Source organism: Rhodococcus sp. LW-XY12 (assembly GCF_019317345.1).
Lineage (GTDB): Bacteria > Actinomycetota > Actinomycetes > Mycobacteriales > Mycobacteriaceae > Rhodococcus > Rhodococcus pyridinivorans.
Genome location: NZ_CP079225.1, coordinates 2,613,665 through 2,625,642, shown reverse-complemented (window position 1 = coordinate 2,625,642; position 11,978 = coordinate 2,613,665). Strand labels below are relative to the sequence as shown.

12 protein-coding genes are annotated in these 11,978 nt (G+C 67.3%); 3 read left to right on the top strand and 9 right to left on the bottom strand.

The annotated features are described in order from the left end of the window. Window positions 1–227: 227 nt before the first annotated feature. The 3 genes from KXC42_RS12350 to KXC42_RS12340 are packed head-to-tail and all read right to left on the bottom strand — an operon-like array spanning window position 228 to window position 2,272. The gene (locus KXC42_RS12350; RefSeq protein WP_219129084.1) at window positions 228–1,220 is read right to left on the bottom strand and encodes a hypothetical protein; all 993 of its coding nucleotides are present in this window, start codon (window positions 1,218–1,220) and stop codon (window positions 228–230) included. Then, entirely contained in the window at window positions 1,217–1,639 is a 423-nt protein-coding gene (locus KXC42_RS12345) for a hypothetical protein (RefSeq protein ID WP_219129083.1), read from the bottom strand. The genes KXC42_RS12350 and KXC42_RS12345 overlap by 4 nt, the downstream gene beginning before the upstream one ends. Before the next feature lie 36 nt (window positions 1,640–1,675). After that, window positions 1,676–2,272 (bottom strand): hypothetical protein, encoded by a 597-nt coding sequence (locus tag KXC42_RS12340; RefSeq protein WP_219129082.1) that lies wholly within the window; start codon window positions 2,270–2,272, stop codon window positions 1,676–1,678. A 215-nt stretch (window positions 2,273–2,487) separates the two neighbouring features. On the opposite strand from KXC42_RS12340, the gene KXC42_RS12335 reads away from it, so the two are divergent. After that, window positions 2,488–3,135: a hypothetical protein gene (locus tag KXC42_RS12335; protein WP_219129081.1), complete on the top strand. Its 648-nt coding sequence runs from the start codon at window positions 2,488–2,490 to the stop codon at window positions 3,133–3,135. A gap of 56 nt (window positions 3,136–3,191) precedes the next feature. On the opposite strand, the gene KXC42_RS12330 is transcribed toward KXC42_RS12335, so the two are convergent. From KXC42_RS12330 to KXC42_RS12315, 4 genes are all read right to left on the bottom strand, one after another. After that, on the bottom strand, window positions 3,192–3,545 hold the full coding sequence (locus KXC42_RS12330; protein ID WP_219129080.1) for a hypothetical protein: 354 nt from the start codon (window positions 3,543–3,545) through the stop codon (window positions 3,192–3,194). A 24-nt stretch (window positions 3,546–3,569) separates the two neighbouring features. Continuing rightward, on the bottom strand, window positions 3,570–3,776 hold the full coding sequence (locus KXC42_RS12325) for a hypothetical protein (protein ID WP_219129079.1): 207 nt from the start codon (window positions 3,774–3,776) through the stop codon (window positions 3,570–3,572). 2 nt (window positions 3,777–3,778) lie between these two features. Then, on the bottom strand, window positions 3,779–5,506 hold the full coding sequence (locus KXC42_RS12320) for a hypothetical protein (protein ID WP_219129078.1): 1,728 nt from the start codon (window positions 5,504–5,506) through the stop codon (window positions 3,779–3,781). A gap of 145 nt (window positions 5,507–5,651) precedes the next feature. Continuing rightward, window positions 5,652–6,263, bottom strand: coding sequence for a TetR/AcrR family transcriptional regulator (locus tag KXC42_RS12315; protein WP_219129077.1), 612 nt, complete (start codon window positions 6,261–6,263; stop codon window positions 5,652–5,654). A gap of 222 nt (window positions 6,264–6,485) precedes the next feature. Here KXC42_RS12315 and KXC42_RS12310 point away from each other — a divergent pair, with 222 nt between their 5' ends. Then, on the top strand, window positions 6,486–7,415 hold the full coding sequence (locus tag KXC42_RS12310) for an IS5 family transposase (RefSeq protein ID WP_071935008.1): 930 nt from the start codon (window positions 6,486–6,488) through the stop codon (window positions 7,413–7,415). Between the two features lie 199 nt (window positions 7,416–7,614). On the opposite strand, the gene KXC42_RS12305 is transcribed toward KXC42_RS12310, so the two are convergent. Together KXC42_RS12305 and KXC42_RS12300 are read right to left on the bottom strand one after the other, a co-directional pair. Then, complete coding sequence (locus tag KXC42_RS12305) at window positions 7,615–8,802, bottom strand: IS701 family transposase (RefSeq protein WP_219129076.1); 1,188 nt, start codon at window positions 8,800–8,802, stop codon at window positions 7,615–7,617. A 74-nt stretch (window positions 8,803–8,876) separates the two neighbouring features. Then, window positions 8,877–10,115 (bottom strand): CdaR family transcriptional regulator, encoded by a 1,239-nt coding sequence (locus KXC42_RS12300; protein WP_024102494.1) that lies wholly within the window; start codon window positions 10,113–10,115, stop codon window positions 8,877–8,879. Between the two features lie 327 nt (window positions 10,116–10,442). Between KXC42_RS12300 and KXC42_RS12295 the strand changes: the two genes are divergently transcribed. Further along, a complete protein-coding gene (locus tag KXC42_RS12295; protein WP_231913120.1) occupies window positions 10,443–11,531 on the top strand; it encodes a triacylglycerol lipase in 1,089 nt (362 codons plus the stop codon). Window positions 11,532–11,978 lie beyond the last annotated feature (447 nt).

Sequence of the window (11,978 nt, the reverse complement as noted above, 5' to 3'; positions counted from 1 at the left end):
TTATCAAACCCGTCGTCCTGTTTTCGACCTGCTCGACATGCGTGGCGGTGGCACTGGTCGCGGCGCCAGCGACACTTCTGCTACTTGTGGTCGCCGCCCAATTCTTCGAAGACCAGCGCTGATAACCCTCCGATCTGCACAAGGTATGTCAACGACCCGCCGCCCATCGGGCTGGCCAGGACTTCACCGCATTCCACCACCCTTATAGCTCCACTCCCGGTAGCGGTTCAGCCGAGAACCGCGTCGTCCCAGTGCAGGTCGAGTCCTCTGCGGCGTCGGCGCATCGCCACTGACGCTCCGTACACGGCCAGCCGGTTTGTGTGCCGGTCATCATCGTCGGTGCGCAGCACGACAACCGGGGTGCGGGTGACGTGCCCGGTCGAACCGGGAGGCCGGACCCGCTCGATGGACGTGTGGAGGATCCCCGCGGCGATCAGGTGTCGCACCACGAGCGCTACCCGGCTGAATAGATCACCCCGCCGGTCGTACACCGGTACATCGAAGCTGAACTGGCCCTCACGCTCGTGTGGATCGCCCGTTTCGGGGGCCGCCCACACCTGCGGGTGCAGACGCTCGGCGTCGAGCATCAGAGCGGGCAGGGTTGCGCCCCCGTACGCGCGGGCGGCGGCGTCCGCGCGACCTGCCTCATCAGTGGTGAGGGTTTCGTACGTCGAGATCCAGTCGGCGATGCGGAATCCTCCCCCGGCGGGCCACCAACTCAGCGCGTGGATGGTCTCGGTCGCGGCGTCGTCACCGTCGGCGGTGACCGTGAACGGAGCGGAGAAGGTCAGGTGGGTCTGCGTGTACGGCAGCTCCTCGGCCTGCACACCGAGCGCTGCGGCGTCGTCGTTGGTCAGTGCGTGTGCGGCAGCGATTGCGACCGCACCTGCGGCCGGTGAGGCGATGAGCAGCGGCATCTCGGCCAGTCGATCGGCGCGATCGGTCAGCCACTGGCCGACCATCGGCATCTCCGCGCCGGCAGCGAGGTCGCCGGTGGGCACGGCGGCGACGTAGCCGTAGGCGTGAGCGAGCCAGGCCGCCAAGCGCACACCGGTGGACTGCAGATCCGGATTCCAGGCCGCGGCCAGGTCCACCTCGACATGGGAGCGGAGCGCGGCTGCAAGGCGGTTCCGCAGCCACGCGACCGCTTCGGCGTGGTCGGTGACCGCGCTGGCGGCGGCGAGTCGGGCGTCCCAGGTGGGAAGCGCGTGCATGGTCATCGTGGGTGAGCTCCTTGATTCGGAGGTTGGACAGCGTCCGGGACGGCCGGACGCCTGAGCAGGGGGGTTGTTGTGCCGGTGGCGAGGATGCGGCGCTGGCGGGTGATGTCTCGGGTGCTCGCTTGGTGGGCGAGCACTACTGCGGCGGCGAGGGCCGCGAACAGCACGGTGAAGGCGCCGACGACGAGGGCCACCATGGTGAACGGGAAGCTGGCGTCGGTCCACGTGAGGGACCAGACGGGATCCCCGGCACCATCTGGTGCGGCGAGGCGGTCGAGGCGGTAGGCCACGCGCATGAGGATCCATCCGACTGTGGCTCCGGTGAGGGCGGCCGCGCCGATGGCTGTGGCGGCGACGGCGTGTGGGGAGGCAGGACGCAGGGCGGTCATGGTGGCGGCAACGGTAGCTGGCGGGTTCACCGCTTCACCGCGTGGGTCGCTGCCTCCCCGGATCGGTTACTGGCCCGCCGGTCCGAACCGATGTGTCACGTAGTTGCCGCCACCGCCTTCGTAGGTGGTGTCTCGGTTGTATTCGTCGTTGCCGACGATCACGCCGCCGGTACCGCGGGTCCAGGTGACGTCGTTGAGATACGTCAGTGCAGCCTGATACAGGCCGGTGACGGCGGCGTGGTCCCGGGCGTGGTTGTTCTGGGGGACTTCCCAGTGGAGGGTGCGTCCTTCGAGTGTCAGGCCGAACTCGCTCTCTCCCCATTCGCGGGTCCGAGCGTTGGGGACGGGGAACGCGGCGGCGATGACCGCTCGGGTCGGCTTGCGTCCGCCGTTGGATTTGACGATGGACTGTGCGCGCATCCGGGCATCGGCACGGCGATGCGTGTGCACGTCGTCGTACGACACCGGAATCGACACTCCGTAGGGGATCGCGGCAACCCGCTTGGCCAGGGGCAGGGCCTTGACGTCGTTCCACACAGCGTCGATTTCAGCCACGACGAGTGCCCTGTAGGTGATCGCGGAGGCGTTGAGTGCCTTGCGTAGACCGGGCACCGCGGCCGCTGGCAGGGTGATCGTCCCGGCCTCCCATTCGTAGCAGCTCATCTCTCGAAATCCTCTCGTGCGCTGGGGGATCGGACTCTTCGATCGTCTCGATGGAGGAAACCGGTGTTGCAGACCGTGGTCGCCACACGAGACGCCGGCACCGCTCGGGCATCACGACGGACAGCACTGCGCTCGCCGACACCGCACTGCAACACCGCCACCACAGCCTCCGAACGATCGCTGGTGTCACCGCACATCGACCTGGGAGGTTTCCCGTGACCCCGTTGACGATCAGCTACGAGCGTTGCGTGCTCAACGCGCTGCTCGATGACCCCGACTCCTCGTTCGCCGAGCAGTTCGCGAACCTCGACTTCCACGACGCCGAGGACGAGCGCGCATGCCTGGAATATCTGCGGTCGCTGCTCGAGTCGCTCACCGAGTACGCGGCGTGGAAGTCCAGTACCGAGGCGCGTGTGAGCGTCTACGGCGAGTTCACCTGTGACGGTGAGGGGTTCCCTACAGGAAACGGCCTGACGATGCAGGTCTTCCTCGATAGCTTCGGCATCTGCGATGTCGGGATCGACTCGGTATGGCAATTGCCGCTGGGCGAGGAGTTCACTGTCTTCGATCTGATCGACGGCACCGTCGCCTACTTCAACGAGCTGGTCCGCAGGTTGACCGGGCTGCTGTGTCCACCCCCGGCGCGGTCGCTCGCACTGTCGGTGTTCCCGCCCGATGTCGTGTGCAGCGAAGCCACCGAGGATCCTCACCTCAGCGACGTCGAGCGTGCCCGGCTGCGCGCGGCGACCGATGAACAGATCGCCAACGCGATCGACCAGGCGTGGCCTGCCGTGGAGGACCGTTGGTACGCGATCCATGACGAGCTGCAGCACGCGGCGGTGCGCAGCCTCGTGCACGAGTAGAACACGCCCCTTGGGCGGGAGGGCAGGCCAACGGGCGACGTCCTCCCACTCGGGGGTCAGCGTCGGTTCGGCCGGTCGAGGTCGAGGTACTGACGGCGGGCTTCCTCGGCCAGCCAGGGGTAGACCCGGGCAATCTCCACGAGCACCCGCTTCTTGATGACCGTACCGGCGGTGTCGGACAGTCGTTGGCCGCCGCTGCTGCGGACGCCGTTGCGGTGGGCGTCGTAGTTCGATCCGATGTGCCGCAACAAGTTCACGCACAGGCGTTTGAGGAACGCCTCGCTCGAGGTTGTCTCGGCTGGCCGCTTACCGGGCGCGAGGCGGGCGTTGTAGTGCGCGATCGCGCGGCGGACGAGCACCGGCGGCGCGAGCTGGACGACCTGCACATCGACTCGGGTGGCCGCGGTCATCGCCTTGGTGTGGTCGGGGCGGGGTCATCGCGTGATCTCCGGGGCCGGGTTGAACGCCGCTGCCGCCTGCTGCGCGAGATGGTCTGCGTTGCCGGAGTCCTCGGCGGTGGCACAGGATCGTTTGAGGACCACGCCGTCGATGTCGAGGACGCAGGTGACGTGCATGTCGGTGCCGGACCCCGAGACGCTCGCCGGGGTGAGCCCGCGCCAGGCCTGCCGTTCGGTACTCATGGTCACTCCCCCTTGCGGTGCCCGCGCGGTGGTCGTCGATGTGGTGGCCGGGTGCGGGACGTCGAGGCGACGGGCATCTCCTGGGCGTGGCTCGGCGGCCCGGGGTCCGGTCCGGTCTGGGGAATGACGACGATGGTCCGCACGAGGTCATGCTTCGTGGACGGGCAGCGCTGGTTGCTCGCGCTGATGTCCTGCCACACCGATTCGCGGTCGTCGCGACCGACGATCGATGCGGTGACGATGACGTTCGTGGTCGCTGAGGGATCGAAGCTGTCCCAGGACGTTGCCCTCGCGCCGGAACCGGCATCTGCGGCGGTGTCGCCGGTGACGAAGATCCGCGAGGACTGCCACCGCATCCCGTCGGCCTCGGCGCCTGCCGCCGGCCGGGTACCACCGCACGCCAGCGACCGAACGTCGGTGCCGGACAGGCTTCGGGTGGTCGCGTCGGTGGTGTCCACGCCGTCCGTCCACGACCGAAGACTCACCCCGGTGATCGACCGGTCAGCCGGGAGGACCGATGCCGCGACGTTCGGCAGGTCCGGCTCACGCAGGTCCGGTACGCCGGTCATCGCTGCTGACAGCGCCAATCCGCCGGCGACAGCGATGACCACGACGCTCGCGCCGACACCACCGAAGAGGGCGAGGGTGCGCTTGGAGATTCCCCCTGGTACGGGTTCGTCGGTGTCCGTGTCGGGTTCGGTGAGCGGGCGCGGACCGGGGTCCGTCGTGCTGTCGACGGGTGCGGCATCGAAGGCGAGGGCACCGCGGCACAGCACGTGCTGGGGATTCGCCATCACCTTCACCGGGCCGTGCACCCGAGCCGCTGCGGGCACGCCCGGGTCGTAGGCCAATCCACCGCACAGCATCAGCCGATGACTGATCGGCTCGGTGGCGCTCTCGTCGAGCCTCGTGAGCAGATCGCTGAACTGGGTGGCGAAGTAACGGTCGCCGGTTGCGTCGACCTCCTGCTCGGACAGCGTGATCCGTCCGACAGGCCGCGGCAGGTGGACGGTCACGGCGTCGTGGTCCGCGAGCGCTTCTCGGGCAGCGCGTATCCGAGGGACGCCGGCGAATCCCCAGCGGGCATCGAGCGCCTGGTCCGGGAATCCGGCGTCGGTGAGCGCGTTGGCGAGGAGGAATCGGTCGAAGATGTCTCCGCCGCTGTCAGATTGAGCACGTCCGATGATCCGCGGACCGCGCTCACCACCGATGACGGCAATCGCTGACAGCTCGGTGGCTCCGCAGTCGACGGCGATGAGCCCGGCGCCGACCGGCAGCGCGGGTAGGGCGTAGGCGAGGGCCTTGTCGGACGGGGTGAGGGTGACCGTCCGGGTCAGCGCAGCATGCACGATCCGCTGGAAACGGCGCTGCAGCTCGGGTGCCCACGTGGAGGGCACGACGATCACGATCTTCGGGGTCGTCCCGAGTTCGTCGATGGCGGCCTCCAGCACGGGGCGCAGCAGCAGCCCGGTCAGTGCTTCGATCGACCAGGACACTCCGTCGATGACGAGGGACGGCACGTCGAGGCGCTCGATCAACGGTCCGAGCTGCGCCAGCGTCACCGGGTCGCTGTCTCGGGCCGGCCGCGGTTGCCCGGCCTGCACGACCAGCCGTGCCGGCGGGGTAGTGGTGCCATCGATCAGGAGTGGGGTCACACGGCCGCTGGCGTCACGGACGGCCGCGGAGAGCGTGCACGCTCCGACATCGATGGCCAGAACAGGGTTGGGCATGCCGCCGATGATCGCGGGTCGGTTCTCCAGCTCAGTAGCAGTGAGTCCTCACTGGGTACGCGGTACTGCATGTCGTTCGCCCTACCGCGTACCCAGTGGCGTGTCGGCCGGCTCGCCAGGTCTAGGCCGTGTTTCAGAAGTGGTGTTACGCAGCGATCAGAGCAGGTAACACCGTCGCGATGACCGAGGCGGTGAACTCGGCCATCGGTTCTTGTACGTGCTCGGGTCCGTAGAACTGCTCGAGGAAGGCCCGTAGGTAGCAGGCGCCGGCGATGGACGATGCGGCCCCGTTGATCGGGGCATCGGCAGCGATGGTGCCGGTACGCTGCTCGTTCTGAAGGAATCGGGCTACTGCGGTTGGAAGAAGCGCCGGGCCTGCCCCTTGTGCCATGACGGCGGTTCGGTGTCGTTCGAGGAGTTCGGCGTCGGAGAACAGGGACGCGCCGATTGCGAACGTCTGCCGATAGAACGCAGTGATCTGCTCGATCGTCGCTACCAACCTGCCCTCGAGGGTGGTGGCGTCACTGGGGGTGCGGTCGGTGCGAGTAAGAATGTCGACGGTGGGAACCCGTTCACGCAGGACGCTCAGAAATAGGTCGACCTTGTCGTCGAAGAGCTTGTAGATCATCGCCTCCGAATAGCCGGCGACCGCCGCGATCTCCTTCGTTGTTGCCCGGGCAAGCCCTCTGTCCCGCATGGTGCTGGCAGCTGCATCCAGGATCCGGTCACGCGCGGTGGGGACAGCATTGTCGGGCATGTCCCGACGGTAGCTTACGATTTTGGTTAGTGAGTACCCACTAACCAAGGAGTCTGCATGCTGGTGATCGCGATCGACGTCCTCCTCGTTCTCTGCGTCCTCCTCACCACATGGTTCGTCGGATATGTGATCTATCGCCTGGTGACGAACAAGTAGGGCTGAGCACCGGGCGCCTGCGCGGTCGCCACAGCGGCGGGCTATGCGTCGCCAAATCTGGCCGCGATGAGGCCATCGACGTCACGCGCCCAGCACAACGGGCCAGGGGCGCGAGCTGATCTATCTGACGCGCAGTGGGCACAGCTCGCTCCGCTGCTGCCGAGGGGAAAGAAGGTGGGGCGTCCACCAAAATGGACGAAACGCCAGCTCATCGACGGGATCCGGTGGCGGACCCGCACCGGGTCGCCGTGGCGAGGCGTGCCGGCCCGGTACGGGCCGTGGCAGACGGTCTACGGGTTGTTCCGCCGCTGGCAACGCGCCGGGGTGTGGGCGCAGATCCACACCCGGTTGCAGGCACTCGCCGACGCCGCCGGCGAGATCGTGTGGGATGTCAGCGTCGACTCGACCATCGCCCGCGCCCATCAGCACGCAGCCGGCGCCCGCCGAGACGGTGCCGGGCAGGTCGAGCCGCCCGGCGGGATCGAGGCTGAACCCGCCGATCACGCGTTGGGGCGCTCGCGTGGCGGCTGGACCACGAAAACCCATCTGGCGTGCGAGCGGGGCCGCAAACCGCTGTCGATCCTTGTCACCGCAGGTCAGCGTGGTGACAGTCCGCAGTTCGAGGCTGTTCTCGACGCGATTCGGGTGCCGAGGCTCGGGGTGGGAAGGCCGCGATGTCGCCCCGACGCGGTGCTGGCGGACAAGGCGTACAGCAGTGCCGCCAACCGCGAGTACCTCCGCGAGCGGGGCATTCGGGCGACGATCCCGGTCAAGTCCGAGCAGGTCGCCAACCAGAAGAAGAAGGGGTCGGCGGGTGGCCGGCCGCCCGCATTCGACCGCGAGCACTACAAGCAGCGGCACGCCGTCGAGTGCGGCATCAACCTGCTCAAGCAGAACCGGGCCGTCGCAACGAGATACGACAAACTCGCAGTCCGCTATACCGCCACTGTCTGCATCGCCGCCATCAACCTGTGGCTCCGCACCCCGCGCTTATGAAACACGACCTAGCCCATAAGAGACATGCTCTAATACTGCAGCCGCAGTTTGTGATGTCTTCGAGCGTAATGGCATAGGCGTGCTCGGGCCTGGTGAACGCGCCGCCATAACGACCAACGCCAGATGTGTGCGGGCGAATGACGGACCGGATGGACGATACGGTTGAAAAGTCGTCGTATCTCGTTGACAGAGAACGAAATCAGAGGCCGATGCCGGCCCTCGGGTAGTGAGCTCGGGGCGGCGGCACCCGGTTCGGAACCGGCTGTGCAGCCCCCTTTTCCATGCCGTGGCGCAGGATCGTCAGGAAGGCGGCCGCGGCCATCGACAAGGTGATGTGCCGGTACCAGGCGGAATAGCCACGCACCTGATAGTGATCGAGGCCGGTCTCGTTCTTCGCGGTCTGGAAGCATTCCTCGATCGCCCACCGGCTGCCGGCGACTCGAACGAGTTCGGCGAGCGAGGTGTCGGCTGGCCCGTAGCAGATGTAGTAGGCGATCTGCTCCGGGTCGGTGATCGACCGGCGGGCCAGCAGCCAATGACCCCGGCCCCGTTCACGCAACGGTCGGATGTCGACTGCGGCCCAGTGGTAAACGCGGGGTCCGTGGGCACCGTCGCCGCAACTCATGGCGTGCCAAGCTGATTCGTCGAGCTCAGCGATCACGGTGTGGGCGCGGCGGCGCTGCAGTCGCATCGTGACCACCATCTGCGATTTCGGTACCGCCAGCACGTGCGCCACCCCGCGCGATTCGAGCCACATCCGCAGGCGGCCGACCTGCCCGTAGGCCTCGTCGGCGGTGACCCATCCGAACGGGATATCGGCATCGATCGCTCGTTCGATCATTGACTGTGCCAGTTCGGGTTTCGTCGCGAATGTCACCTCGTCGTCGATACCTGCGTCCCGGCACCGCTGCCGGTCGTCGGTCCAGGCCTTCGGCAGATACAGCTCTCGGTCGATCAACGCCCGGCCCGTCGGCGACGCGTACGCCAGGAACACGCCGATCTGGGAATTCTCGATCCGCCCCGCGGTACCGGAGTACTGCCGGGCCACCCCGGCCGACGTGCTGCCCTTCTTCAGGAAACCCGTCTCGTCGACGATCAACACCCCGGCGTCGGCGTCGCCGATCGTCTCGACCACGATCTCGCGCACGTCATCACGCAGGCCGTCGCAGTCCCAGGCATAGAAGTTCAGCAGCCGCTGCATCCCGTCCGGGGTGGCCTCACCGGCCGCCTCGGCCAGCGTCCAACCGTTCTTGCGTTCGAGCTCACCGAGCAACCCACGGATATAGGCCACCATCCGCCGCCGCGACTCCACCCGGGAGAACCGCGGTGCGAACCGGCCACAGAACGCTGCGAACCCCGACGACCACTGCTGCACCTCCACCTGCACCACACAAGATCAACTACCAGACCGGATACCGGATTACAAACTGCGGCTGCAGTACTAACTGAACGGTATTGCGGCTAGGCCGCTGGTGGCCCAGTGGGTGTGTAGAGGCGATTAATGGTGAGGGCGGCAGCGAGTAGGCGGGAGTTGCTTGGTTCGCCGGGGTCGATTCCGGTGAGGTCGCCGACCCTGCGCAGCCGGTAGCTGAGGGTATTGGGATGGACGTGCAGATGTGCGGAGGCGCTTTTGCGGTCGGCTCCGAAACGCAGGTGCGCTTCGAGTGCTTCGAGCAGATGCGGTGCCCCCAGCAGCGGCACGATACGGGCCGCGAGCCGGTCGCGGGCCGCACCGGGCCGGGTGAGCTGGTACTCGAGCAGCAGGTCATCGAGGCAATACGCGCCGGGGGGTCGGCCCAGGGTGCGTGCGAGGGTGGCGAGTTCGGTGACCTCAGCCGCGGCGTCGGGTAGCTGCGTGCGCGGCACCGCGACCGATTCGGCGAGATAGATTACCGCACTGAGCTTCTCGGTGAGTATTGAGCTCAGGGAGTCGGTGCGCAGCCCATGCCCGGGGTCGGTGTGCACCGGGATCAGCGCGACTCCGGTGGAGCCGTCGAAGGAGACCAGCGCGGTGCCGTTGCTGAGTGTGTCCAGGGTGTGGTGCAGAATTCGGATCCGTCGCCGTGCCAGCAGGTCTGCGGTCGCGGTGCTCGGGTCTTCGGGTCGGGCGTGGATGGCCAGCACGGTGTAGGAGTCGGTCAGCGGGGTGTCGGCGCGGGCGGCGAGCGCTTCGACGGGTCGCCCGCGTAGCAGGGCCGAGCACAGTTCGCGGCGGGCTTCTCGGTCGGCGTTGTGGATGGACTGGCCGACCTCGGTGTAAGTCTCGGTCACGGTGATGGTGATGTTCTTGAGCAGGTCGAGCAGCCCGGATCCGATCGCCACCAGTTGGTCGATCTCCTCGGGTGCGGCGAGGGTGGCGGCCTCGGCGAGCACCGACTGGGCCGAGTTGTGGATGGCTTCGATCAGGCTCGCCAAGGGGAACCGGTCCTCGGCGTGACGTTCGGCGACCGGGGCCACGAAGTCGGCGACTTCGGCGCGGGTCAGGGCGCGGCCCTCGCTGATGGCTTGCAGGACCGCTCGTCCGCAGGCGTAGATGGAGGGCAGTACCTCGGGGCGGAAATGTCCGTCGGGTAGATCCGCCGCTGGTGGTGTGGCCCCCAGTCCATCGGCGAGTATCCGTTCAGCTATCTGCGGCCATCGGGGCAGCAGACGAGTGAGCAGCAGGGTGTCGGTGGCGAACGGCGGTGGAGCGGAGGACATGCAGAGATTGTGGCCCGCGACATCGAAAAGGGACACCCCGGCGAACGATCAGCGAGATGGTTTGTCTCCATCGACAAGAACCGCTTGCAGTAGTTCGTTCGTGCGTGCAGTGACGGCATCGGCCACCCGGTACAAACTCGCTGTACCGCCAAAGCGCAGCGGCTTTGATCACGCAACAGCCGCACTATGCGCCGAGCCACATGACCTGGTGTGGCGCTGCGAGGAGTAGATGGGAAGTACACATAAATGCTTGCAACGAGGCGACACTTGCGCTGGACGGTCTGCGCCGCGATCATTTCGTGCGTAGCGCTGGCGCAGAGTCCCGGAGTGGGAACCGCCGATACGGCGCCCTCGGCAGAAGCCGAGCTGGCGGCCTTCGCCGACACCCTCTCCGAGGGTCTTGCCCCGGCCCCCGACGGCCGCCAACCCAAGGCGATTGTCGATTCGGGCAGCGGATCGAGCAGTGGCTCCGGTAGCGGCTCGGGGTGGGGCAGCAGCACCGCTGCGGCCCCCGTCGGGCAGGGCCCGGAGCTGAGCGCGCCGCTGGCGGCCTTCGCCCACGGGCTGCTCAACCCCGATGTCGCCCCGGCCGGGGCCAACAAGTGGGACTGCAAACCCAGTCCTGAGCATCCGCGACCGGTAGTGCTGCTGCACGGCACCTGGCTCAACGCCTTCGACACCTTCTCTTTCCTGTCCCCGCAACTGGCCAGGGCCGGTTACTGCGTCTACGCGCTGAACTTCGGCAAGTCCGGTCTCGTGCAGGGCGGTGGAGTCGGGGCGATGCTGCCCGGCCGCTACGGTGTCGGGCCGATGGAGGAGTCCTCACTACAGGTCGCCGAATTCGTCGACCGTGTACGCACCGCGACCGGGGTGGACAAGGTCGACATCGTCGGGCACTCCCAGGGCGGCACCGTGGCCAACCACTACCTGAAATTCAACGGCGGCGCCGAAAGGGTCTCCAAACTCGTCACCTTCGGCGCCACCCACCACGGCACCACGCTGATGGGCATCGCCACCCTTGGCCGGACCATCAACAACCTCGGGGTCAACATCCTCGGGTTCGTCGAACCTATCGCGGGCATGTCGAATATCCAGCAGGCCGTCGGCTCGCCGTTCTACGCCACCCTCAATGCGGGCGGCGACACGGTGCCCGGGGTCGACTACACCGCGGTGGCCTCGCGCTGGGACGAGGTCACCAACCCCTACGACTGGGCATTCCTGCGCGCCGGCACCGGAGCCACCGTGCAGAACATCACCTTGCAAGAAGGGTGTGAACAGGACCTGTCCGACCACCTCACCATGATGTACTCGCCGCGCTCGGCGAGCATCGCTCTGAACGCCCTGGACCCGGCCGCCGCGACAGCGCCGGTGTGCACCTTCAACCCGTGGCTGATCGGCGGTGGCGGCAAACTATGACCACCAGCGTGACCGCGGGTTTGTGCGCGGCCGCACAGACCGAGAACATCGTGCGGCAACTGCTCGAGCGGATCCGCCGTCACAGCGGGCCGGGGGATCCGCTCCGCGAGGAGATCAACGCCGTCGTGGCCGGATGCCTGGACCTGGTGGCCGGCGAGGCGATGGCCCCGAGCGCCAGGATGGAACGCATCCACCGCGCCGCAGCGCGGTGGGCCGGAGTCGGGGTGCCAATCGAGACCGTGCACCGGCTCGTGCGCGAAGGCTTCCGACTCCACCTGGACACCCACCTCGACGATCGCCAATCACCGCCGCTGCGGCGCAATCAGATCGATCAGCTGATAGGGGCACAGAACGCGGTGAACGCGACCATGGCCAGAGCGTATCTGGAAGTTGCGCCAAGCACCGGCCCCGCACAGCAGCGGGAAGTGGCGCGTGCTCTGTTCGGTG

Coding starts and splice junctions, on each gene's coding strand:
- KXC42_RS12350 (WP_219129084.1), bottom strand. CDS start 1,220: ATGACCATGCACGCGCTTCCCACCTGGGACGCCCGACTCGCCGCCGCC.
- KXC42_RS12340 (WP_219129082.1), bottom strand. CDS start 2,272: ATGAGCTGCTACGAATGGGAGGCCGGGACGATCACCCTGCCAGCGGCC.
- KXC42_RS12330 (WP_219129080.1), bottom strand. CDS start 3,545: ATGACCGCGGCCACCCGAGTCGATGTGCAGGTCGTCCAGCTCGCGCCG.
- KXC42_RS12325 (WP_219129079.1), bottom strand. CDS start 3,776: ATGAGTACCGAACGGCAGGCCTGGCGCGGGCTCACCCCGGCGAGCGTC.
- KXC42_RS12320 (WP_219129078.1), bottom strand. CDS start 5,506: ATGCCCAACCCTGTTCTGGCCATCGATGTCGGAGCGTGCACGCTCTCC.
- KXC42_RS12315 (WP_219129077.1), bottom strand. CDS start 6,263: ATGCCCGACAATGCTGTCCCCACCGCGCGTGACCGGATCCTGGATGCA.
- KXC42_RS12310 (WP_071935008.1), top strand. CDS start 6,486: ATGAGGCCATCGACGTCACGCGCCCAGCACAACGGGCCAGGGGCGCGA.
- KXC42_RS12300 (WP_024102494.1), bottom strand. CDS start 10,115: ATGTCCTCCGCTCCACCGCCGTTCGCCACCGACACCCTGCTGCTCACT.